Annotated in this window: 19 protein-coding genes; 14 read left to right on the top strand and 5 right to left on the bottom strand. The window is 57.1% G+C overall.

Going from position 1 to position 22,551, the window contains the following annotated elements; translation table 11 throughout:
• Positions 1 to 59 precede the first annotated feature (59 nt).
• Positions 60 to 1,130: a heat-inducible transcriptional repressor HrcA gene (hrcA, locus tag AC53L6_RS04055; RefSeq protein ID WP_299203300.1), complete on the top strand. Its 1,071-nt coding sequence runs from the start codon at positions 60 to 62 to the stop codon at positions 1,128 to 1,130.
• Between the two features lie 3 nt (positions 1,131 to 1,133).
• The gene (locus AC53L6_RS04050) at positions 1,134 to 1,697 is read left to right on the top strand and encodes a nucleotide exchange factor GrpE (protein ID WP_299700620.1); all 564 of its coding nucleotides are present in this window, start codon (positions 1,134 to 1,136) and stop codon (positions 1,695 to 1,697) included.
• A gap of 34 nt (positions 1,698 to 1,731) precedes the next feature.
• Here the strand turns inward: AC53L6_RS04050 and mutS are convergent, their stop codons facing one another.
• A complete protein-coding gene (gene mutS, locus AC53L6_RS04045; RefSeq protein WP_496906997.1) occupies positions 1,732 to 4,362 on the bottom strand; it encodes a DNA mismatch repair protein MutS in 2,631 nt (876 codons plus the stop codon).
• Positions 4,363 to 4,483: 121 nt separating this feature from the next.
• Here mutS and AC53L6_RS04040 point away from each other — a divergent pair, with 121 nt between their 5' ends.
• A complete protein-coding gene (locus AC53L6_RS04040) occupies positions 4,484 to 6,739 on the top strand; it encodes an NADP-dependent malic enzyme (protein ID WP_299600755.1) in 2,256 nt (751 codons plus the stop codon).
• On the top strand, positions 6,739 to 7,614 hold the full coding sequence (locus AC53L6_RS04035; protein WP_496906884.1) for a ribokinase: 876 nt from the start codon (positions 6,739 to 6,741) through the stop codon (positions 7,612 to 7,614). Before AC53L6_RS04040 ends, AC53L6_RS04035 begins: the two co-directional genes overlap by 1 nt.
• Here the strand turns inward: AC53L6_RS04035 and msrA are convergent.
• Entirely contained in the window at positions 7,611 to 8,270 is a 660-nt protein-coding gene (msrA, locus tag AC53L6_RS04030) for a peptide-methionine (S)-S-oxide reductase MsrA (protein WP_496906883.1), read from the bottom strand. The genes AC53L6_RS04035 and msrA overlap by 4 nt on opposite strands.
• A 128-nt stretch (positions 8,271 to 8,398) precedes the next feature.
• Between msrA and AC53L6_RS04025 the strand changes: the two genes are divergently transcribed.
• Positions 8,399 to 9,097, top strand: coding sequence for a sulfotransferase-like domain-containing protein (locus AC53L6_RS04025; protein ID WP_496906996.1), 699 nt, complete (start codon positions 8,399 to 8,401; stop codon positions 9,095 to 9,097).
• Here the strand turns inward: AC53L6_RS04025 and AC53L6_RS04020 are convergent.
• Complete coding sequence (locus AC53L6_RS04020; protein ID WP_496906882.1) at positions 9,090 to 10,307, bottom strand: argininosuccinate synthase; 1,218 nt, start codon at positions 10,305 to 10,307, stop codon at positions 9,090 to 9,092. The genes AC53L6_RS04025 and AC53L6_RS04020 overlap by 8 nt on opposite strands.
• A 117-nt stretch (positions 10,308 to 10,424) precedes the next feature.
• Here AC53L6_RS04020 and ilvA point away from each other — a divergent pair, with 117 nt between their 5' ends.
• On the top strand, positions 10,425 to 11,651 hold the full coding sequence (ilvA, locus tag AC53L6_RS04015; RefSeq protein WP_496906881.1) for a threonine ammonia-lyase IlvA: 1,227 nt from the start codon (positions 10,425 to 10,427) through the stop codon (positions 11,649 to 11,651).
• 11 nt (positions 11,652 to 11,662) lie between these two features.
• Here the strand turns inward: ilvA and AC53L6_RS04010 are convergent, their stop codons facing one another.
• Positions 11,663 to 11,980, bottom strand: a complete 318-nt coding sequence (locus AC53L6_RS04010; RefSeq protein ID WP_496906880.1) for an Hpt domain-containing protein — start codon at positions 11,978 to 11,980, stop codon at positions 11,663 to 11,665.
• Between the two features lie 149 nt (positions 11,981 to 12,129).
• Here AC53L6_RS04010 and AC53L6_RS04005 point away from each other — a divergent pair, with 149 nt between their 5' ends.
• On the top strand, positions 12,130 to 13,413 hold the full coding sequence (locus AC53L6_RS04005; RefSeq protein WP_496906879.1) for a PP2C family protein-serine/threonine phosphatase: 1,284 nt from the start codon (positions 12,130 to 12,132) through the stop codon (positions 13,411 to 13,413).
• Here the strand turns inward: AC53L6_RS04005 and AC53L6_RS04000 are convergent.
• A complete protein-coding gene (locus AC53L6_RS04000; RefSeq protein WP_299203265.1) occupies positions 13,401 to 13,838 on the bottom strand; it encodes an NUDIX hydrolase in 438 nt (145 codons plus the stop codon). The two genes, AC53L6_RS04005 and AC53L6_RS04000, sit on opposite strands and share 13 nt — an antisense overlap.
• A 76-nt stretch (positions 13,839 to 13,914) precedes the next feature.
• On the opposite strand from AC53L6_RS04000, the gene hslO reads away from it, so the two are divergent.
• The 7 genes from hslO to AC53L6_RS03965 all read left to right on the top strand — a co-directional run bounded on the left by hslO (position 13,915) and on the right by AC53L6_RS03965 (position 22,520).
• Entirely contained in the window at positions 13,915 to 14,901 is a 987-nt protein-coding gene (hslO, locus tag AC53L6_RS03995; protein ID WP_496906878.1) for an Hsp33 family molecular chaperone HslO, read from the top strand.
• Complete coding sequence (locus AC53L6_RS03990) at positions 14,846 to 15,493, top strand: CoA pyrophosphatase (protein ID WP_496906877.1); 648 nt, start codon at positions 14,846 to 14,848, stop codon at positions 15,491 to 15,493. Before hslO ends, AC53L6_RS03990 begins: the two co-directional genes overlap by 56 nt.
• Positions 15,466 to 16,638 (top strand): CCA tRNA nucleotidyltransferase, encoded by a 1,173-nt coding sequence (locus tag AC53L6_RS03985; RefSeq protein ID WP_496906876.1) that lies wholly within the window; start codon positions 15,466 to 15,468, stop codon positions 16,636 to 16,638. Before AC53L6_RS03990 ends, AC53L6_RS03985 begins: the two co-directional genes overlap by 28 nt.
• A gap of 162 nt (positions 16,639 to 16,800) precedes the next feature.
• On the top strand, positions 16,801 to 18,642 hold the full coding sequence (locus tag AC53L6_RS03980) for an ABC transporter ATP-binding protein (protein ID WP_496906875.1): 1,842 nt from the start codon (positions 16,801 to 16,803) through the stop codon (positions 18,640 to 18,642).
• Complete coding sequence (locus AC53L6_RS03975; protein WP_496906874.1) at positions 18,639 to 20,471, top strand: ABC transporter ATP-binding protein; 1,833 nt, start codon at positions 18,639 to 18,641, stop codon at positions 20,469 to 20,471. Before AC53L6_RS03980 ends, AC53L6_RS03975 begins: the two co-directional genes overlap by 4 nt.
• A gap of 39 nt (positions 20,472 to 20,510) precedes the next feature.
• On the top strand, positions 20,511 to 21,740 hold the full coding sequence (locus AC53L6_RS03970) for a class I SAM-dependent RNA methyltransferase (RefSeq protein ID WP_496906873.1): 1,230 nt from the start codon (positions 20,511 to 20,513) through the stop codon (positions 21,738 to 21,740).
• A gap of 12 nt (positions 21,741 to 21,752) precedes the next feature.
• Positions 21,753 to 22,520 (top strand): ion transporter, encoded by a 768-nt coding sequence (locus AC53L6_RS03965; RefSeq protein ID WP_299203243.1) that lies wholly within the window; start codon positions 21,753 to 21,755, stop codon positions 22,518 to 22,520.
• Positions 22,521 to 22,551 lie beyond the last annotated feature (31 nt).

The following is a 22,551-nucleotide window of genomic DNA, read 5'->3' as shown; positions in this document are numbered from 1 at the left end:
GTCGTGCCCACTGGCAACCCCGATTGACCTTTGAAACCTGCGCCCTTTAATACCAATCGATGACCGATACACAGAAACTTCTGGACGAGATGAACGATCGCTCACGCGAGGTGTTTCGCCGTGTGGTCGAAGGGTACCTGGATTCCGGGGATCCAGTAGGTTCACGCACCTTGACCCGTGACTTCAGCGAAAAGGTCAGCGCTGCAACCATCCGCAATGTAATGCAGGACCTCGAATTCATGGGCCTGCTCAACAGCCCGCATATCAGCGCCGGACGAATCCCCACACAGCTCGGGTTGCGCATGTTTGTCGATGGGTTGCTGGAGGTAGGAGTCCCGGACGACTCGGACAAGGAAAAGATAGACGCGACGCTTGGATCGAATGAACGGGATGTAAGCGGCTTGCTGGACCGCGTTGGCTCTGCCTTGTCTGGCGTCACCCACGGCGCATCGCTGGTCCTGACACCCAAACACGAAGCGGAAATCAAGCATTTGGATTTCGTGCCGCTGGGTCCCGAACAAGCGTTGGTTGTCCTGGTGTTCGCAGATGGGCATGTTGAAAACCGTTTGTTTCAACCGCCCCCCGGGCAAACGCCATCCTCGATGCGCGAGGCAGCAAACTTCCTGAACGCAATCATCGAAGGTCGAACCTTGAGCGAGGTGAAGACCATCGTTCAGCGTGAGATCGTGGATCGCCGGCAGGAGATCGATGCGCTGTCGCGTGCCTTGGTCGAAAGCGGGCTAGCCACGTGGGAAGGTGAGGGGGACACGCCCGAACGCTTGATCGTCCGCGGTCGGTCCAACCTTCTCGACGAATCGACACAAGCTGAAGACTTGGAGCGTATCCGCACGCTGTTTGACGATCTGGAACGTAAACGGGATATCGCTGAATTTTTGGACCTGACCCAGGACGGCGATGGTGTGCGCATTTTTATTGGCTCAGAGAACAAACTTTTCTCACTTTCGGGTTCCTCTTTGGTGGTTTCCCCATATATGAACGCGGATCGAAAGATTATCGGAGCGGTTGGGGTCATCGGACCCACGCGGCTGAACTATGGCCGGATCGTTCCGATTGTGGATTACACAGCCCAGCTGGTCGGGCGGATGCTGACCGACCGCAATGAAAGGTGAAACATGGCTGAGCCCAAGAACGACGATTTTCTTGACGACATCGATATCGCCGCGGAAGAAGAATATGCCGAAGAGATGGCCGAGATTGATGATGAAGCGCTTGAGCTTGATCAATTGCGTGCCGAGCGGGATCAACTGAAAGACCGCTTCATGCGTGCGTTGGCAGATGCCGAAAACGCGCGCAAGCGGTCTGAAAAAGATCGGCGCGAGGCCGAGAATTATGGCGGGTCGAAACTGGCGCGCGATATGCTGCCCGTCTACGACAATATGAAGCGCGCGCTTGAGTCGGCGACCGAAGAACAGCGCGAAGTGTCTGCGGCGCTGCTTGAGGGCGTCGAGTTGACCATGCGTGAGCTGCTGAACGTGTTCAAGAAGCATGGGATTGAGCGGATTTCGCCCGAAGTCGGCGACACCTTTGATCCTCAGCATCACCAAGCGATGTTCGAAGCGCCCGTGCCAGGTACCAAGGCTGGAGAGATCATTCAGGTCTCTGCCGAAGGGTTCATGTTGCATGACCGTCTGCTGCGCCCGGCGCAAGTTGGCGTGTCTTCTACGCCTGCAAGCTGACGTCTCAACAATCTGACAAACAGCAAAGACGCGGTCAGGATTTGGCCGCGTCTTTCAGTTTGTAGATGATGTCGAGCGCTTCCCGCGGAGTCAGCTCATCCGGATGAATGTCTTCGAGCATCTCTAGCGCGGGCGAATTCACCGTTTTCACAGGCTGTGGCGCCGGCGTTGCTGAGAACAGAGGTAAATCGTCGATCAAGGTTTTTTGTGTCGCACCACCTTCGCGTTCACCACTTTCCAGCGCATCCAGAACAACGCGGGCGCGGGCAATAACTGCTGGAGGCAGTCCCGCCAGCTGCGCGACCTGAACACCGTAGGATCGGTCGGCTGCTCCGCGCTTAACTTCGTGCAGGAAGATGACCTCCCCATCCCACTCCTTGACTGACACGGTCGCATTCTCGACTCCGTTCAGCTTGCCAGCCAGCGCCGTCATCTCGTGATAATGTGTGGCAAACAGCGCCCGCGACTTGTTCACATCATGCAGATGTTCCAGCGTCGCCCATGCAATCGACAGCCCATCGTAGGTGGCCGTTCCGCGTCCGATCTCGTCAAGAATAACAAGTGCACGATCATCCGCTTGATTCAGAATTGCCGCCGTTTCCACCATCTCGACCATGAAGGTTGAACGACCCCGGGCCAGGTCGTCGGACGCGCCCACGCGGCTGAAGATTTGGCTGACCAGACCGATATGTGCAGAGCGGGCCGGAACAAAACTGCCCATCTGTGCCAGAATTGCGATCAGTGCGTTCTGTCGCAGGAATGTCGATTTACCCGACATGTTTGGCCCGGTCAAAAGCCAAACCGCTGCGCCGTCCTCTGCATTGAGTTCGCAGTCATTGGCGATGAATGGCGACCCACCCTGTTGCGAAAGGGCGTGTTCCACAACTGGATGACGTCCACCCTCCACCGCGAATGCACGTGAGCTGTCGAGCTCCGGTTTGCACCAGTTCTTTGACGTCGCCAAATCAGCAAGTGCAGCTGCCAGGTCAATCTCGGCAAGGGCCCTTGCCGTCTGGCTGATTTTGGCCGCTTGATCCAAAATTAGCAGCTTTAGCCTTTCATAGAGACGTTTTTCGATGACAAGTGCCCGACCGCCAGCGTTCAGAATGCGGGTTTCCAGATCGGACAGCTCTACAGTGGTGAAACGCACCTGGTTGGCCGTCGTTTGGCGGTGAATGAAGGTTTCGTTGAGCGGCGCCGACATCATCTTGTCCACATGCGTTGCAGTGACCTCGATGAAATAACCCAGTACGTTATTGTGTTTGATCTTGAGCGATTGGACGCCGGATTGCGCGGCATAGTTCTGTTGCATCTTGGCGATAACTGATCGGCCTTCGTCACGAAGTTGTCGCGCTTCATCCAGTTCTTCGTCACAGCCTGACGCGATGAACCCCCCATCTCGCGCAAGAAGCGGAGGGTCCGCCACCAAATCATTTTCCAGTCGATCAATCAGATCTGAATGACCGGCCAAATCCTTGAACGCGCCTGACAGAAGTGGCGGGATCTCCTCTGGACGCGTATCAAACAAGGTTTGCGCCTGCGCCAAGCCGTTGCGGAGGGCAGCAAGGTCACGCGGACCTCCTCTGTCCAAGGACAGTCGAGATAGCGCGCGATCCATATCCGGCACGCGCTTCAGCGTGTCCCGGGTTGCTTGAGTGAAACTGGTATGCTCAACACTAAAATCTACTGCATCCAAGCGATCAGAAATTGTCTCTAACACGCGGGAAGGAGAGGCCAGACGCCGCTCCAGCAAGCGCGCACCGGCCGCCGTGACGGTTTGGTCGATCACAGACAGCAACGACCCGCTGCGCCCGCCGGACAAGGCGGATGTCAGTTCAAGATTGCGACGGGTCGCGGCATCGATCTGTACGGTTCGCGCCTGAACCTCCTGCCGCGGCGGGCGCAGCAGGGGCAGTTTACCCTTCTGCGTGATCTCAAGATATTCGACCAACGCACCCATTGCGCCGATTTCGGCCCGTGCGAAGTTTCCGAACGCATCCAATGTCTGCACATTGAACAGTGCACCCAGGCGCTCTGCTCCGGCCGAGCTGTCAAAGGCCGCGCCGCCGAGTGTTGTGACTGAAATGCCGAACTCCTCAACCAAAGGGCGCAAATCGGCTTCCTTCGCGTCGGTGACGATCAGTTCGGATGGCGCAAGACGTGCCAATTCAGGCCCTAACAAAGCCAAATCGAGCGACATCACAGAAAATGCGCCCGTCGAAATATCAACCCAAGCCAGCGCCCCTTGGCCCCGCACATCAGCAAATGCAGCGAGGAAATTATGTCGCCGCGCCTCAAGCAACGTATCTTCGGTCAGCGTACCGGGTGTCACCAACCGCACCACATCGCGCTTTACGACGGACTTCGATCCGCGTTTTTTCGCTTCTGCCGGACTTTCCATCTGCTCGCATACGGCAACCCGGAACCCTTTTCGGATCAGAGTCAGCAGATACCCCTCGGCAGAATGCACCGGTACGCCGCACATCGGGATGTCCGCGCCGTCATGCTTGCCACGCTTGGTCAGTGCGATGTCCAACGCCTCGGCTGCCGCAACCGCGTCGTCAAAGAACATCTCGTAAAAATCGCCCATCCGATAAAACAAGAGCGCACCGGGATGCGCTGCCTTGATCTCGAGATATTGCGCCATCATCGGCGTGACTGACATGACATCCCCCTGTTCGTCGCGCGACATTACAAACGGTGTGACCCGAGTAAAAGCCAAAGTCGATTGAGGCGCGGCATCCGGCAGGTTAAGAGGCCATGGTGTCACGGGAGGACAGCCGCACATGAGCAAGACAAAGGTCACGCCGGAGGATGCATTGGCGTTCCATATGGAACCCACACCCGGCAAATTCGAGATCCAGGCCACAGTGCCAATGACGACCCAACGGGATCTGAGCCTTGCGTATAGCCCGGGCGTTGCTGTCCCGTGTGAGGCTATCGCTGAAAATCCCGAAACGGCCTATGATTATACGAACAAGGGTAACCTTGTGGCGGTTATTTCGAATGGCACTGCCGTTCTGGGACTTGGCAACTTGGGCGCGCTGGGCTCAAAGCCGGTAATGGAAGGCAAGGCCGTCCTGTTCAAACGCTTTGCCGACGTGAATTCCATCGATATTGAACTCGATACCGAAGACCCGGATGCGTTCTGTCAGGCCGTCAGGCTGATGGGACCCACCTTTGGCGGTATAAACCTTGAGGACATCAAGGCGCCCGAATGTTTCATCATCGAACAGCGCCTGAAGGAAGAGATGGATATCCCGGTCTTCCACGATGACCAGCACGGCACCGCCGTGATTTGTGCGGCAGGGTTGATCAACGCGCTGCACATTTCGGGCAAAAAGATCGAGGATGTGAAGATTGTTCTGAACGGGGCAGGGGCTGCAGGGATCGCGTGTATTGAGCTGCTGAAATCCATGGGCGCACGGCACGAAAACTGCATTGTCTGTGACACCAAGGGCGTCATCTACCAAGGTCGGACCGAGGGGATGAACCAATGGAAGTCAGCCCACGCGGTCAAAACTGAACTGCGCACGCTCGAAAGCGCCATGAAGGGCGCAGATGTGTTTCTGGGCGTATCGGTCAAAGGGGCGGTGACGCCCGCAATGGTCGAAAGTATGGGCGACAATCCGGTCATCTTTGCCATGGCAAATCCTGATCCCGAGATTACACCCGAAGAGGCGCACGAGGTGCGGATGGATGCCATCGTTGCCACCGGGCGCAGTGACTATCCGAACCAGGTCAACAACGTGCTTGGGTTCCCGTACTTGTTCCGCGGCGCCTTGGACATCAACGCCCGCGCCATCAATGATGAGATGAAGATTGCCTGCGCACATGCCCTTGCTGCTTTGGCGCGCGAGGACGTGCCGGACGAAGTTGCGCTGGCTTATGGCAAGTCCCTGTCCTTCGGGCGTGACTATATCATCCCGACCCCTTTTGACCCGCGCTTGATCCATCGCATTCCACCCGCCGTCGCAAAGGCTGGGATGGATACAGGTGCGGCCCGTCGCCCGATCATCGACATGGAAGCCTATGAACTCAGCCTTAAGTCGCGCATGGATCCGACGGCCAGTATTCTGACGGGTATCAACGCTCGGGCACGTGCTGCCCAGGCCCGCATGATCTTTGCCGAAGGCGACGATCCCCGCGTCTTGCGCGCCGCAGTGATGTACCAACGCAATGGATTTGGCAAAGCCTTGGTTGTCGGTCGTCAGGACGACGTCAAAGCCAAGCTGGAAACCGCTGGTTTGGGTGATGCCGTGCGCGAGTTGGATGTGGTGAATGCCGCAAACACCACGCATCTGGATGCCTACAAGTCGCATCTCTATGACCGCCTGAAACGCGGTGGGTTTGACCGACAGGACATCCATCGCCTTGCGGCAAGGGACCGCCACGTGTTTGCAGCGCTCATGCTGGCGCATGGGCATGGCGACGGTATTGTGACGGGCGCAACGCGCAAGTCTGCGCATATTCTGGACCGTATCGGTCACGTTTTTGATGTGAACGAGAAAAGCAAAGCTGCAGGTGTTACCGCGCTCATTCACAAAGGTCGCATCGTATTCATCACGGATACGTTGGTGCACGAGTGGCCGGATGAAGAGGACCTTGCGGATATCGCAGAGCAGGCTGCCGTAGTCGCCAGGAATATGGGCCTGGAGCCGCGAGTCGCTTTCGTGAGTTTCTCGACATTCGGGTACCCGGTGTCGGAGCGGGCCGAAAAGATGCACAAGGCGCCAGTCGTGCTGGATCAGCGCGGTGTGGATTTTGAGTACGAAGGCGAGATGACAGTTGATGTCGCCCTAAATGCACAGGCGCAAGCAGCCTACCCATTCTCGCGTCTGACCGGACCGGCCAACATTCTTGTTGTTCCAGCGCGCCACTCGGCCAGCATTTCGGTCAAGCTGATGCAAGAGATGGGTGGGGCGACCGTTATTGGCCCGATCCTTGCCGGAGTGGGAGGATCGATCCAGATCTGTTCGTCAGTTTCAACGGCGAATGATATTCTCAATATGGCCGTTCTCGCTGCGTGCAAGGTGGGCTGATGGCAGTCTGGAACCTTGGCTCAATCAACGTCGATAATGTCTACCGGGTGCCGCATCTGCCAGCGCCCGGAGAAACCTTGGGTGCAAATGATTTCAGCCAAGGTCTGGGTGGTAAGGGTGCCAACATGTCTGTTGCCATCGCTCGCGCTGCAGCGCGGGTGGCTCATATCGGGGCTGTTGGAGTGGACGGGAAGTGGACCGTTGAACGGTTGATGGAATACGGCGTCGACACACGCTGGATCGAGGTGTTGAAAGATACCGCGACCGGACACGCGAACATCGCGGTTGCTGACGATGGTGAAAACCAGATCGTATTGTTTGCAGGCTCTAACAAAGCGATTACCAATGAAATGATCGGTGGTGCGTTGGCTGAGGCGTCGCCCGGCGACACGTTCCTGACCCAGAACGAAACCAATGGACAACGCGTTGCCGCAGGGATGGCAAAGCGGTTGGGATTGAAGGTCGTATATGCCGCTGCGCCGTTTGATTCCGTCGCTGTGCAAGATGTTCTAGCTTTTGTTGACCTGCTCGTACTGAACGAGGTTGAGGCGGTGCAACTTGAGTCGAGCCTGAATAAGTCGCTGACTGAGTTGGGTGTAGACGATATTGTGGTCACGTTAGGCGCCAATGGGTGTCGGTGGTTGAATGCCGCGGGCCAGGAAACGTATGTTCCCGCCATTTCCGTCACACCCGTCGATACTACCGGAGCTGGGGATACTTTCACCGGTTACCTGGTGGCTGGACTGGACCGCGGTATGCCCATGCGTCAGGCGCTTGGTCTTGCGACACAGGCGGGCGCGCTCATGGTCACCCGGCATGGCACTGCCGATGTTATCCCCGATCTGAAAGAGATCGAGGATGCGAAACTGGGTTAGCTTCCGGCGAACGGCGCGGCAGCACCCCACAGCTGTTTGACCCGCGCATCACGGCCGCACGCTTCGCGATAGGCTTTGTAGGCGTTCGCCTTGGACTTTGGCCCAAAACGCGTGAGGATCAGCCCCGACTGCTTGTAGTAGTCCTGATGGTAGCCATCTGCAGGGTAGAATTCGGCCGAACCCAAAACTGGCGTTACGATTGTTTGGCCCAACTCGGCCTGCGCTCCGGCCTTGGCCGCCTCGGCTTCGGCCGTCTGATCCGCGGAGGCAAAGATTGCGGTCCGATAACTGTCACCGCGGTCGCAGAATTGCCCACCCGCGTCTGTTGGATCAACAGAGCGGAAGAACATATCGTATAGCGTTGCTGCTGATACTTTGGCCGGGTCATAGGTGATTTGTACGGCCTCGTAGTGGCCGGTACCACCTTTGACAACCTGCTTGTAAGTCGGGTTGGCGACCGTACCGCCCGCAAAACCTGATACGGCTTCCGTGACGCCGTTCACCTTCTCAAAATCGGCCTCAACGCACCAGAAGCAGCCGCCTGCTACGGTGATCGTTTCTAACTGTTGGGCATGACCCACTTTGGATTGTGCGAGCAGCCCGAGTGCAATCATCAGACTAAGGGATACAGTTTTAAACGTGCGAAGCGATGTCATGGCATGTCTCCTCTTTGGCGACAGAATTACCTTACCGTCACACACTCTCAACTCACAGGACAGAGAGGTCGCGCAAGCGTGAGGTTGTTTACCAAACAGTCAAACCGACCTAGCCTCGTGGCATGACGATACGCATTGCCATGTGGTCTGGTCCACGCAACCTGTCGACTGCCATGATGTACAGCTTTGCCGCACGCGGTGACTGCCGGGTGGTGGATGAACCATTTTATGCCGCATATCTGGATCAGACTGGAGCTTATCACCCAATGCGTGATGCGGTTCTGAGGTCGCAGGACCGAGACCCCGAACGGGTTGCGGAAACGCTCGTTTCGCCAGTATTAGAGCCTGTTTTCTATCAAAAACACATGACGCATCACATGTTGCCCGATTGGAACGATGCGTGGATGGCAGCCGTCCAACATGTTTTTCTGATCCGTCATCCGGCGCGTGTGGTAGCCAGCTATGCGCGCAAGCGCGAAGCGCCCGTGCTTGACGATCTGGGGTTCGTTCAGCAGACGCGGATTTTTGATCAGGTCGGGGGCGGTGTGGTTGTGGATTCAAGCGATATCCGCGCCGATCCAAGCGACATGTTGCCGAAGCTTTGTAACAAGATTGGCGTGCCCTGGACTGAAAACATGCTGTCCTGGCCTGCCGGGGGTCACTCTGGGGACGGCATTTGGGCCGCGTATTGGTACAACGCCGTGCACGCCTCAACCGGGTTTGATGGCGCTGAAGGGCCCTTGCCGGTGTTGGATGGTGCCTATGCCGATCTGGCGGATGCGGCGATGCCCCATTACGAGGCGCTCGCCGCACACAAGATCACTTGAGCCTACGGTCGCGCGCGGCCAGCAGCTTTAGACGCAGGGCGTTCAGTTGAATGAAGCCTGCAGCATCCTTCTGATCATATGCACCCGCATCATCTTCGAAGGTCACGTGCGCCTCAGAATAGAGCGAATGATCTGACCACCGGCCAACCGTGCGCGCCAGACCTTTGTAAAGTTTCAGGCGGACAGTGCCGGTCACATGTTCCTGGCTCTTATCGATCAGGGCTTGCAGCATTTCGCGCTCGGGCGAGAACCAGAAGCCGTTGTAGATCAACTCGGCATAGCGCGGCATCAGCTCGTCCTTGAGGTGCGCAGCACCCCGATCGAGTGTGATCTGTTCGATCCCACGATGCGCTTCCAGCAGGATTGTGCCACCGGGTGTTTCGTAAATCCCGCGCGACTTCATGCCCACGAACCGTCCTTCGACCAGGTCCAGACGACCAATGCCGTGCTTGCCACCCAGCTCGTTCAGTTTGGTCAGAACAGTGGCCGGAGACATCATTTCTCCGTTGATAGAGACTGCATCGCCCTTTTCGAACCCAACCTCGATGTACTCGGGCGTGTCGGGCGCATCCTCGGGGTTCACGGTGCGCTGATAGACGTAGTCGGGCGCATTCTCTGCCGGATCCTCCAGGACTTTACCCTCGGACGAGGTGTGCAGCAGGTTGGCGTCCACGCTGAACGGCGCTTCGCCACGTTTGTCCTTGGCGATGGGGATTTGGTTCATTTCGGCGAAATCGATCAGCTTGGTGCGGCTGGACAGATCCCATTCACGCCATGGAGCGATAACCTTGATGTCGGGGTTCAGGGCATAGGCAGCCAATTCGAACCGAACCTGGTCATTGCCCTTGCCGGTCGCGCCGTGTGCAACGGCATCGGCACCTTCGGCAGCGGCAATTTCGACCAGCCGTTTCGAAATCAGCGGGCGCGCTATGGATGTGCCCAAAAGGTATAGCCCTTCGTAAAGCGCGTTCGCACGGAACATGGGGAAAACGAAATCGCGCACGAACTCTTCTCGGACATCTTCGATGTAGATGGCCGAAGCACCCATCATTTCTGCCTTGGCGCGGGCAGGTTCCAGTTCCTCGCCCTGACCCAGATCGGCGGTGAAGGTCACAACTTCACAGCCGTATTCGGTCTGCAACCATTTCAGGATGATCGAAGTATCAAGGCCGCCGGAATAGGCCAGCACAACTTTCTTGGGTGCGCTCATCGTCTGTCTTCCCTTGCAAGAGTTGCGTGCCGATAGCTGTTTTGCGGCACAGGGGCAAGATTGACCCGCGCTGTCCACGCCGCTACCTCAGTGAGATTGCCGCAAGGGGATCAAAACATGAGCTTTCAGGATGATGCCCGCGCCGGTGCTGCCGCGATGCGTAAGGTTTTTCCGGCGACGCCCCTGTTGCGGAACGACGTGCTGTCCGGGCGCTTTGGGGCAGATATTTGGCTAAAGCGCGAGGATCTGAGTCCGGTCCGATCTTACAAACTGCGTGGCGCATTCAATGCGATGCGAAAGGTGATGCAGGACGACGCTGTCTTTGTTTGCGCAAGCGCCGGCAACCATGCACAGGGCGTCGCGTTCATGTGCAAGCATTTCGGAGTGCGTGGAGTCATATTCATGCCCGTTACGACGCCACAGCAGAAAATCATGAAAACCCAGATGTTTGGCGGTGATCATGTCGAAGTGCGTCTGATCGGTGACTATTTCGACGATACGCTTGCATCGGCTCAAGCCTTCTGCGCCCAAGCGGGCGCCCACTTTCTGTCCCCCTTCGATGATGAGGACGTGATTGAAGGGCAAGCATCCGTAGCGGTCGAGATTGAAGATCAGTTGGGGCGCGTGCCGGATCATATCATCTTGCCCGTTGGTGGTGGTGGATTGTCTGCGGGAACACGTAGTTTTTTTGAGGAACGCGTCGCCTATACCTTTGTTGAGCCGTCAGGTGCGCCGTCATTGGCCAAGGCACTTGCCGCTGGCCGTCCGGTCGACGTCTCTCCGATCAACAACTTCGTGGACGGGGCGGCCGTTGCGACCATCGGGGCCCGTACTTTCGAACGTCTAAAATCTGCAAATACTGCCGATGTGATTAATATTCCCGAAGATCGAATCTGTACGACAATCATCGATATGCTGAATGTTGAGGGGATTGTTCTGGAGCCCGCGGGCGCCTTGGCTATCGAAGCGCTGGGCGATGTCGCAGACAAGATCGCGGGAAAGACCGTTGTATGTGTGACCTCTGGTGGCAACTTCGATTTTGAACGCTTGCCCGAAGTAAAGGAACGGGCGCAGCGCTATTCCGGGGTTAAGAAGTACTTTATTCTGCGTATGCCGCAGCGTCCGGGCGCGCTGAAAGACTTTCTGAACATACTGGGCCCGGAGGACGACATCGCGCGATTTGAGTATCTCAAGAAATCCGCACGCAACTTCGGTTCCGTTCTCATCGGGATCGAAACGAAACGGCCTGAGAATTTCGACCGCTTCCTGGCCGAACTTGATGCGGGGGGCTTCACCTATACCGACATTACCAACGATGAGACTTTGGCTCAGTTCGTGATTTAGGCGGGTTGACCTTATGAAAGCCCATCAGTGAAAGCAGCTTTGGACGCATCGAAACTGTCCAGAATGGCAGGCACGTCCACTTCAGCCGCTTTCCCCCTTGCCGACATCGCTTCACCCTTGTGACAGAGCGTGGAAAAATCAGTGAAACCGAGATTCAAAGCGCTGCCTTTGAGCGCATGCAGATCATCTTCGAGTCTGGATAGATCCGGCCCATCACGCAGACCATCGATGATGCCAGTCACCTCTTCAATAAAAAGCGGTACAACCTCTTCGAAATCTTCTTCGCCGATTTCGGCACGTAAAGTGCTTACTCGTTCCCAGTCAATCATGGCTGTCTCCAACAATTGCGTCCGCTTTTGAGCATGAGGACCCTTAAGGAATGGTGACCGTTAAAGGTTTAGGCAATCAGCGACGGTGCTTCACGGGGTGTTAAGCGGCTCTGACTATCAAGCGTTCAAGCAGTTGGAATGCACACCAAATGACCGTTGAGTTGATCCAGCAGGAGGTGCCTCCTGCACCCGATGATACCGATGCACCGCAGCGGGTTTTGATTGTTGATGACAGTCGTTTGCAACGCAAGATTCTGTCCAGTTCGGTCAAACGTTGGGGATTCGAGGTTCACGAGGCGGGATCCGCTGAAGAAGCGATTGAGATATGCAGGCATACGCTGCCTGATCTGGTGTTAAGCGACTGGATGATGCCGGGCATGAACGGGCTGGAATTCTGTGATGCGTTCCGAAAGGTGAGCCAGGACAGATACGGCTACTTCATCCTTTTGACGTCGAAGAGTGAGAAGGCCGAGATCGCGATGGGCCTTGAAGCGGGTGCGGATGATTTCGTCACCAAGCCGGTTGACGCGAACGAATTGCGGGCGCGGATCGCGGCCGGTGAGCGTATTCTGCATATGCAGCGCGAGCTGACGGAAAAGAACCGGCTGATCACAGACACATTGGACGAATTGCAACGTGTGTACGATTCGCTCGACAGCGATTTGCAAGAAGCCAAGAAACTTCAGCAGTCGCTTGTGCGTGAGCGGTACAAGTCGTTTGAAACAGGCGACTTGAGCCTGATGTTGCGGTCCAGTGGTCACGTGGGTGGTGATCTGGTGGGCTTCTTTCCGGCGCAAGTGGGGCATCTGGGCCTGTTCTCGATTGATGTGTCTGGCCATGGGATCAGTTCCGCCCTGATGACGGCCCGGCTTGCGGGATACCTGTCTGCAGCTGCGCCCGATCAGAATGTTGCCTTGCGGCGGTGTGATGACGGAACATATGCGTTCTTGCCCCCGGAGGATGTGATTGAAACACTCAACGATCTTGTCCTCGATGAGATGGAGACCGAGCACTATTTTACCCTTCTTTTGGCTGATGTGGACTTGAACACTGGTCATGTTCGCATGGCGCAAGCAGGTCATCCGCATCCCGCGGTACAACGACGGGACGGGTCCATTGAACAGGATGGACCTGGTGGTTTTCCGGTTGGGTTGATGTCGGGAATTTCATTCACGCAATTTGAAGTTCAATTGTATCCCGGTGATCGCATCCTGCTTTTGTCCGACGGCGTTACCGAATGTCCCAGGGACGATGGTGACATGCTGCAAGAGTCAGGTTTGGAGGATATGATGCGGGATTTGTCAGACGTCACAGGACCCGCATTTTTTGAAGCATTGCTTTGGCGTCTCACTGAGTTTGCCGGCGAAGCCACATTCCCGGACGATGTATCTGGCATATTGTTCGAGTATCGTGGCCCGGATCAGCCGAAGTAGCGTCTCAGGAACATCCGGTCCCCGTCATTATAGACGGCCTCCATCGCAATTTCTGGAGCCATCCACGCGACAGTATGATCCGGCTCAATAGGATTGCCTAGGCGCATGACGGGTCGCGCAACGAAAACGTGGCAGATCTTTTCGGCCCACAGGTCGTATTCGGGCATGAAGGTGAACCGCCGAAAGGCTCCCAACCTGAGAGGTGACGCAATGCGCCACCCGGTTTCTTCATACACCTCTCGATGAAGGGCCTGTATGGCGCTTTCGCCCGGATCGATGCCACCGCCTGGCAATTGAAACTCCCGCTCGGGCGTACTCTGCAAAGTCAACAAAAGCGATGCACCGCGTGGCAGGATGGCATAGGCGCCGGGTCTGGTGGTGTACCTGCGTTTCGGGTCGGGCTGCTGGCCAAATCGTCGGATCATGCGCCCCCCTTTCAGTTTTTGCTCGCTGCCTTATATAGTCGCGATATGCCAATGACTGGCGCCAAAGGAAACCCCAATGACACTCGGTTCGCAACTCGCGTGGGACGATACCGTCCTGCCATTCCAACTTGATGCTTCCGACATTCGCGGACGCGTTGCGCGTCTGGACGGAGTGTTGGATGGCATCCTGAAACAACACGATTACCCTGCACAGGTCGAAGCGCTGGTCGCAGAGATGGCTTTGCTGACCGCATTGATCGGTCAGACGATCAAGCTGCGCTGGAAGCTGTCGTTGCAGGTCCAGTCCAAGGGTCCGGTTCGCATGATCGCGACCGACTACTATGGGCCTGAGAAGGATGGCGACATTGCCCGCATCCGCGCATATGCCAGCTTTGACCGCGACCGGCTGACCGATGGTGCCCCCTTTGACCAAGTGGGTGAGGGCTATTTTGCCATTATGATCGACCAAGGCACCGGGATGACGCCCTATCAGGGAATTACTCCGTTGGACGGCGGATCGCTCGCGGCCTGTGCCGAGACGTATTTTGCCCAATCTGAACAGTTGCCAACCCGCTTCCAGTTGAGCTTTGGCAAGTCAACGGAACCGGGTGCGCCTGAACACTGGCGCGCGGGCGGCGTCATGCTGCAGCACATGCCCAAGGCGTCGCCCTTTGCCGCAACGTCCGAAGGAAATGGTGATGTACTGCGGTCTGATGATCTGCTGGAGGGCGACGAGTCCGAGAATTGGAGCCGTGTAAACATCTTGTTGGATACGGTCGAAGAGATGGAGTTGATTGGCCCGCAACTGGCGCCAAACGATCTGCTTTTGCGCCTATTCCACGAGGAAACCCCACGTGTCTTTGATGCGCAGCCTGTCCGGTTTGGATGCACCTGTTCCGAGGATCGCGTGCGCCAAAGCCTGTCCATCTACTCGGCCCGGGATATAGAAAAGATGACCACCGAAGACGGTCGCGTCACTGCAGACTGCCAATTCTGCGGCGCGCACTATGATCTCGACCCGGCCACAGTGGGATTCGAAGCGGAAACCCAGGACGGTGCCTGATCTTCTTGACCAAACACGTGCGGCGCTTGAGCAATCAGGCGCCGCATCGTCGGACTTTGATCTGAACAGCGGAGTTGATCTGCCGGCTGGTCGAAAACTACGCCCGGCTGCCGTGTTGGCCCCGATCATCGAGGGGCGGAACGGGTATGAATTGATCCTCACCAAACGGTCTTCGGCACTCAAGCACCATCCGGGCCAGATCGCGTTTCCCGGTGGCAAGCGTGACGAAAGCGACCGGGACCTGATTGAAACTGCACTTCGCGAAGCGCGCGAAGAGATCGGGTTGCTGGATCGCAATGTCGATGTACTCGGCACCTTTGCCCCTCACGAGACTGTAACGTCGTTCAATGTGACCCCAGTGATTGCTCTTGTGAAAAACGAGTTCGATGCGACACCGGAAGCTGGTGAGGTGTCAGAAGTATTTCGCGTTCCGCTCGCCCATGTGCTGACGGTCAACAACTACGTTGTCGAAGCCCGTCGTTGGCGTGGTCAAAAGCGGATGTATTACACCGTCCCCTACGGACCCTATTACATCTGGGGCGCAACCGCGCGTATATTGCGGGCATGGACGGACCTTCTGCCACACACTTAGACCCGGAATCGGATTTCCTGAGCAATCCGGCTGCACAAGCGCTTTGTGTTGCTTTGGAGAATGGCGGTCACCGCGCCTACTTCGTGGGCGGCTGCGTGCGCAATGCGGTGATGGGCGTTCCGATCTCGGACATTGATATTGCAACGGATGCAGTGCCGGATCAGGTTATGGAGCTGTCCAAAAGAGCCGGCTTTCGCGCCGTCCCTACGGGCATTGACCACGGCACAATCACGGTGGTTGTTGAGGATCAACCATTCGAAGTGACAACATTTCGCCGGGACGTTGAGACGGACGGACGGCGTGCTGTCATCGCGTTCTCGACTGACCTGGCCGAAGATGCGCGCAGACGCGATTTTACTATGAACGCGTTGTACGCGGACCGGCATGGTCAGCTTGCCGATCCGGTGCATGGTTTGCAGGATGCGCGTGCTGGTCGGGTCCGGTTTATCGAAGACGCCGGGCAGCGCATTCGCGAGGACTACCTACGCACTCTTCGTTTCTTCCGATTCAGCGCACAATATGCCCCAGCAGATGCAGCGTGGGATGCGGACGCGCTTGCCGGGATCGCCGAAAATCTGGGCGGTCTGGAAAGCCTGTCGGCCGAACGGGTTGGAGCCGAGATGCTGAAACTGCTAGGCGCTCCTGACCCAGCCCCGGCCTTGTGCATCATGCAACACACAGGTGTTTTGGGGAAGATTCTGCCTGGTTCTGACCCCACTTATGTGGGGCCGCTCGTTCATTTGGAGCAGATGGTTGATGCTCCGATTGATCCCATTGCGCGCCTCGCGGCGCTGGGCGGTCAGGATGTTCAGGGCCGCCTGCGGATGTCGCGGCGCGATCAGCGTCAACTCGATTCGATCCGCACCCTATCCACGGCAGTGGGCGGTCCCAAAGTCCTCGGGCAGATGGGCGGTGTGGAAGCCGGGCGCGGCGCGTTTCTGCTTCGGTCCGCCTACGGAAATGTCCCGATTACGACTGGGCAAATTGATGAAATTGTAGCTGGGGCAAGCGCCGTTTTTCCGATTAACGCCAGTGATTTACCGCACCTCAATGGACCAGCGCTGGGCGCTGAACTCAAGGCGCTGAAACAGATCTGGCTCGACTCCGACCTGTCAAAAACAAAAGATGACTTGCTGTACCCGTGACAATTCAGGGTCCTGACGCTATGTCATGTGGGAACCTGATGGAGTGCAAGATGGTACTAGGAATCTGGAACGACGCCTGATCGTCGCTGACTGTCCTTCGTGACGTACCGGGCCATTGCCCGTGTCACGTGCCTATTGCACTAGAATTCTACGGAACCCGTCATGTTCAAGTTCTTTGAATCGCTCGTCGATCCTTATCTTCCTTACGCTGAAAACGACACGCCGCCGACCAGGCTGTGGCCGTTTCTGCGGGAGTATCTGAGGCCGTTCCGTGCAGTGATCGCCATCACTTTTGTCTTCAGCACGGTGGTGGCATTCGGGGAAATTCTGCTGATCTGGTATGTGGCCCGCATCGTGGACCTGCTCGCACAGGGTGCACCGGAGATGATCATTCCGGAATATGGCATTGAGTTCACACTTGTCGCGCTGTGGGTTCTGGTGCTGCGCACCGTTATGGGATTTGTCGATGTAGCGCTGTTGCACAACACTCTTTTGCCCAACCTTGGTACGCTTATCCGTTGGCGGTCACACCGACACGTTCTGCGTCAGTCGGTTGGCTGGTTCGAGGATGATTTTGCCGGGCGTATCGCCAACCGTATCATGCAAACGCCACCTGCCACGGGCGAGGCGATGTTCCAGGTGCTTGATGCCGGGTCATTCTTTGCGGTGTCGGTCATTGGTGCGGTCATCCTTCTGATAAGCTTTGATTTGTGGCTGGCGTTGCCACTGATCGTTTGGATTTTGGGGTATCTGCTTTTGCTACGCTGGGTCATCCGCCGTGCGGGTCCTGCGGCCAAGGCCAGCTCGGATGCCCGTAGTGCAATCACTGGCCGGGTTGTCGATAGCTACTCTAACATCCATTCGGTCAAGATGTTTGCGCACCATGATCGCGAAGTCGACTATGCCAAAGAGGCAATCGAGAACGCGCGTCAAACGTTCATGAAAGAAATGCGCATCGTCGTTAAGATGGATGTGTGCCTGACGGTCCTGAACGCCATGATGATCGTGTCGATGGGTGCGCTTGCGATCTGGCTGTGGATCGGTGGTTTCACGACCGAAGGCATGGTGGCCGCCGCCCTGACGATCGCATTGCGGCTCAACAACATGACCTATTGGATCATGTGGGCGATGACATCTCTGGTTCAGAACCTCGGCATCATTTCGGAGGGGATGGAGACGATTGCCCAGCCTGTCACCCTCGTGGATGCCCCAGACGCCAAATCACTTGAGCTGACCCGCGGTGAGATCGCCTTGCACGGGTTGACGCATCACTACGGGCGCGGCAGCGGCGGGTTGCAGGAGGTCTCGACCGTCATTCAACCAGGTGAAAAGGTCGGGCTCGTGGGGCGGTCAGGCGCTGGAAAATCGACTTTGGTGAAGTTGCTCTTGCGCTTCTACGATGCCGAAGATGGGCAAATCATCATCGATGGTCAGGACATCGCACAGGTGACCCAAGACAGTCTGCGCTTGAACATTGGGATGGTGCAGCAGGACAGTTCGCTTCTGCACCGATCCGTGCGCGACAATATTCTTTATGGTCGACCCAACGCGACCGAGGAGGAGATGCGGGCCGCCGCCCGTCAGGCCCAGGCGCATGATTTTATCCTCGACCTCGCTGACCCCGAGGGACGCACGGGATATGACGCGCAAGTTGGCGAGCGGGGCGTGAAGCTGTCGGGCGGTCAGCGCCAGCGCATCACCTTGGCCCGTATCATTCTCAAGAACGCGCCGATCCTTGTGCTGGACGAGGCGACAAGTGCGCTTGATAGCGAGGTTGAGGCGGCGATTCAGGACACGCTTTATCAGATGATGGAGGGCAAGACAGTGATTGCCATTGCGCATCGCCTGTCCACCATCGCTGAAATGGATCGCATCCTTGTTCTTGATGACGGGAAAATCGTTGAAGACGGATCACATGACGCGCTTTTGGCCAGGGGCGGGCTATATGCTGACCTCTGGGCGCGCCAATCCGGCGGGTTTCTCGCGACCGAGGCGGCAGAGTGAAGATTTCAAACTGGATAGAGTCGTTTCGACGGGCGGAAGGTCCGCCACCGCAAACACTGTGGCCCTTTCTGCGTTGGTGCGTGTCCGGGGCGTGGCCAGCCCTTTGGTTGGCCGCCTTGTGTTCGGCTGCGGCTGGCGCGCTTGAGGCTGGCACCGCGTTGATCCTTGGTATGGTGATCGACGCGACAGTAGACTTGGGAACTGACGGGTTCTTTTCAGTCTCTAATGTAGGTCTTGTGGCGGGTGCGCTGGCCTTTTTCTTGATCGCGCGACCAATCCTGTTCGGGCTGAGCGCGGCTACAAACGCAATCATCGTGCAGCCAAATGTGAATCCTCTGGTTCTTTCGCGCCTGCACCGCTGGACATTGGGCCAGTCCGTCACGTTCTTTGATGACGATTTTGCCGGCCGCATCGCGCAAAAGCAGATGCAGGCCGCGCGCGCCGTAACCGATATCGTATCGGAATTCATCAACGTGGTGGCATTTGCGCTCGCGTCGTTGGTGGGTTCGATCCTGTTGCTTCTGGCAATCGATTGGCGTGTGGCCGTTGGGTTTGCTATCTGGCTGGTCGCTTACTTTTCCCTGATCCGGTGGTACCTGCCGCGTGTGCGCAAGCGATCCGCCGCAAGGGCGGCGGCGCGTGCCATGGTGTCGGGGCAGGTCGTGGATACGATTACCAACATCAAGACCGTCAAGCTGTTCGCCCACGATGATCACGAAGATCAGGCAGCCTTGGACGCCATGGGTCGGTTCCGCAAAACCTCAGTGGATTTTGGCATCCTGTCCGCATGGTTCCGCTTTGCCCTTATGGCACTGGCGGGTCTGTTGCCTGTGTTCCTGCTGGGCGGCACGATCCTGATGTGGCGACAAGGGATCGCGACCCCTGGTGACATTGTTGCGTCAGGCGCTATTGCGATCCGCATTGCGCAGATGACCGGATGGGTCAGCTTCACCCTTATGGCGATCTATTCCAATGTGGGTGAGGTAGAAGATGGGATGCGTACCCTGACCCCTCGCACCCGCGTGCAAGACGCGGCAGACGCTTTGCCACTTGTGGGCGTGAAGGGAGAGATCCGCTTTGATCATCTCGGTTTTTCCTATGGGCGGGAAACGGGCGGGATCACCGATATCAACATGCACATTGCCGCTGGTGAAAAGGTCGGAATTGTGGGCGCGTCGGGCGCTGGTAAATCCACGCTCGTCTCCTTGCTAATGCGTCTCTACGAAGGAGAACAAGGCCGGGTTCTGATCGACGACAGTGATATCAACCATGTGACCCAAGACAGCCTGCGGCACAACATTGGCATGGTCACGCAGGAAACGGCCATGTTCAATCGGTCCGCGCGCGCGAACATTCTTTATGGCCGCCCTGACGCATCCGAAGATGACATGATCGCTGCCGCAAAGAAGGCAGAAGCGCATGACTTCATCCTTGATTTGCAGGACCACAAGGGGCGCACAGGATACGATGCTCATCTGGGTGAGCGCGGCGTGAAGCTCTCTGGCGGTCAGCGCCAGCGCATCGCCTTGGCCCGCGCCATCCTCAAAGATGCCCCGATCTTGGTGCTGGACGAAGCCACAAGTGCACTTGATAGCGAGGTTGAGGCGTCTATCCAGTCAGCCCTGTCCCGCGTGATGGAGGGTAAGACCGTGCTCGCCATTGCTCACCGCCTATCAACCTTGACCGAGATGGACCGGATCATCGTCATGGATGAGGGTCGCATCGTCGAAGAAGGGCCGCATGATACTTTGCTGGCCAAGGGCGGGCTGTATGCGCGCTATTGGCGGCGTCAGTCCGGCGGCTTTATCAGCACGCGTGCTGCTGAATAGGGCTTTTGCAAACGGACAGGTCCGGTTAGGCCACGGCACATGACAACTGTGACGATTGAACGACTTGGTCAGCAGGGCGATGGTATCGCGCCTGGACCGGTCTTTGTGCCGCTCGCTCTGCCGGGTGAAGTGGTGAGCGGGATATTGGATGGAACACATCTGACAGAGCCTCGGATTGACACGCCGTCGGCTGATCGCGTGTCACCGCCCTGCCCCCATTTCCGATCCTGTGGTGGCTGTCAGATGCAGCACGCAAGCGATCAGCTCGTGGCTGATTGGAAGCGCGATATCGTCGTCATAGCGTTAAAAAGCGTTGGATTAGAGGCTGATATTCGACCGACAGTAACCTCGTCTGACCGGTCGCGGCGTCGTGCAGTTTTCGCGGCACGTCGCACAAAGAAAGGGGCTATGGCCGGGTTCCATGCCCGCAAATCAGATGCCATCATTTCCGTGCCCGATTGCATCCTTGTGACACCAGCACTCCTGGCTGGATTGAAACTGTCCGAAGACCTTGCCCTGGTCGGGACCAGTCGTAAGGCAGAGCTTGCTGTCACCGTGACAGACAGTCTGGAAGGTTTGGACGTGGCCGTCACCGGCGGCAAGCCACTGGACGGCCCGCTGCGGATCACATTGGCTGCACTCTGCGAACAGTATCGCCTGGCCCGGCTGACTTGGGACGACGAGTTGATAGGTATGCGCGTTCCTCCAGCGCAAAGGATGGGCAAGGCGCAGGTTGTTCCGCCGCCCGGTTCATTCCTCCAGGCCACGGAACACGGGCAAATGAAACTGACGGATCTGGTCAAAGAGATTGTCGGATCAGCCAAATCGGTGGCAGATCTTTTCGCCGGCTGCGGCACCTTTGCGCTGCCCCTCGCGGAAAGCGCCGAGGTGCATGCGGTCGAAGGATCGTCTGAAATGATGTATGCCCTCGATGTGGGTTGGCGGCAGGCACAAGGACTTAAGCGGGTCACAACTGAAACCCGCGACCTCTTTCGTCGCCCCCTATTGCCTGATGAGCTTTCCCGCTTCGATGCTGTCGTGATCGACCCGCCACGCGCTGGGGCTGCTGCGCAGATTGCTGAACTTGCCGTGGCGCAGGTGCCTGTCATTGCCCATGTGTCGTGCAATCCACAGACCTTTGCACGTGATGCCGAAACTTTGTGCAACGCAGGATATGTGCTGGATTGGGTGCAGCCGGTGGACCAGTTCCGCTGGTCGGCCCATGTCGAACTTGTCGGTGCCTTCCGTTTGGCCCATATCGCCGCGTGAAGGAGACCACATATGGACCGCATCGCCCTTGCCCGCTGGCTGGAAAGCCCGCGTGTTACCAACACAATTATCGCGATCATCATCCTGAACGCCATAACGCTAGGGCTTGAGACGTCAGAGGCAGCGATGTCAGTTGCGGGTGGATTGATCGTCGCCATCGACAAGGCATGCCTGAGCATCTTCACGGCTGAAATCATCGTCAAACTGATCGCCTACCGCGGCCGGTTTTTTCGCAATGGCTGGAATCTGTTCGACTTCGTGATTGTCGGGATCGCGCTGGTGCCAAATGCGGGGGGTCTGTCGGTCTTGCGCGCCCTGCGGATCTTGCGGGTTCTGCGCGTCATTTCGGTCGCGCCCAGCCTGCGCCGCGTGGTCGAAGGGTTTGTGACTGCCCTGCCCGGTATGGGCAGTGTGTTTTTGTTGATGGCGTTGATCTTTTATATTGGCGCAGTGATGGCAACGAAGCTGTTTGCAAGCAGCTTTCCCGATTGGTTCGGTGATCTCGGCCTGAGTGCCTACTCTCTTTTCCAGATCATGACCCTTGAATCGTGGTCAATGGGCATCGTCCGCCCAGTGATGGAAGTGTATCCTTATGCGTGGATTTTCTTTGTTCCTTTCATCATGGTCACGACCTTTGCCGTGGTGAACCTGTTGGTCGGCCTGATCGTCAATTCGATGCAGGATGCGCATGCAGAGGAAAGTAATGCGGCGACGGACAGTTACCGAGACGAAGTATTGAAGCGCTTGGATGCGATTGAAGAGCAGTTGAAGGACAAGTGATCACAGTCTGGTGATCCGTGCGGGCAAAATC

Source organism: Tateyamaria sp. LSS28 (genome assembly GCF_059611725.1).
This window is presented reverse-complemented; position numbering and strand designations above follow the sequence as displayed.

What these genes read in the sequence shown, in the direction of transcription:
- hrcA (WP_299203300.1), top strand. Translation starts at nt 60, where the DNA reads ATGACCGATACACAGAAACTTCTGGACGAGATGAACGATCGCTCACGC.
- hslO (WP_496906878.1), top strand. Translation starts at nt 13,915, where the DNA reads ATGACACTCGGTTCGCAACTCGCGTGGGACGATACCGTCCTGCCATTC.
- AC53L6_RS03980 (WP_496906875.1), top strand. Translation starts at nt 16,801, where the DNA reads ATGTTCAAGTTCTTTGAATCGCTCGTCGATCCTTATCTTCCTTACGCT.
- AC53L6_RS04050 (WP_299700620.1), top strand. Translation starts at nt 1,134, where the DNA reads ATGGCTGAGCCCAAGAACGACGATTTTCTTGACGACATCGATATCGCC.
- AC53L6_RS04035 (WP_496906884.1), top strand. Translation starts at nt 6,739, where the DNA reads ATGGCAGTCTGGAACCTTGGCTCAATCAACGTCGATAATGTCTACCGG.
- AC53L6_RS04005 (WP_496906879.1), top strand. Translation starts at nt 12,130, where the DNA reads ATGACCGTTGAGTTGATCCAGCAGGAGGTGCCTCCTGCACCCGATGAT.
- AC53L6_RS04040 (WP_299600755.1), top strand. Translation starts at nt 4,484, where the DNA reads ATGAGCAAGACAAAGGTCACGCCGGAGGATGCATTGGCGTTCCATATG.
- msrA (WP_496906883.1), bottom strand. Translation starts at nt 8,270, where the DNA reads ATGACATCGCTTCGCACGTTTAAAACTGTATCCCTTAGTCTGATGATT.
- mutS (WP_496906997.1), bottom strand. Translation starts at nt 4,362, where the DNA reads ATGTCAGTCACGCCGATGATGGCGCAATATCTCGAGATCAAGGCAGCG.
- AC53L6_RS04000 (WP_299203265.1), bottom strand. Translation starts at nt 13,838, where the DNA reads ATGATCCGACGATTTGGCCAGCAGCCCGACCCGAAACGCAGGTACACC.
- ilvA (WP_496906881.1), top strand. Translation starts at nt 10,425, where the DNA reads ATGAGCTTTCAGGATGATGCCCGCGCCGGTGCTGCCGCGATGCGTAAG.
- AC53L6_RS03985 (WP_496906876.1), top strand. Translation starts at nt 15,466, where the DNA reads ATGGACGGACCTTCTGCCACACACTTAGACCCGGAATCGGATTTCCTG.
- AC53L6_RS03970 (WP_496906873.1), top strand. Translation starts at nt 20,511, where the DNA reads ATGACAACTGTGACGATTGAACGACTTGGTCAGCAGGGCGATGGTATC.
- AC53L6_RS03965 (WP_299203243.1), top strand. Translation starts at nt 21,753, where the DNA reads ATGGACCGCATCGCCCTTGCCCGCTGGCTGGAAAGCCCGCGTGTTACC.
- AC53L6_RS04010 (WP_496906880.1), bottom strand. Translation starts at nt 11,980, where the DNA reads ATGATTGACTGGGAACGAGTAAGCACTTTACGTGCCGAAATCGGCGAA.
- AC53L6_RS04020 (WP_496906882.1), bottom strand. Translation starts at nt 10,307, where the DNA reads ATGAGCGCACCCAAGAAAGTTGTGCTGGCCTATTCCGGCGGCCTTGAT.
- AC53L6_RS03990 (WP_496906877.1), top strand. Translation starts at nt 14,846, where the DNA reads ATGATCTCGACCCGGCCACAGTGGGATTCGAAGCGGAAACCCAGGACG.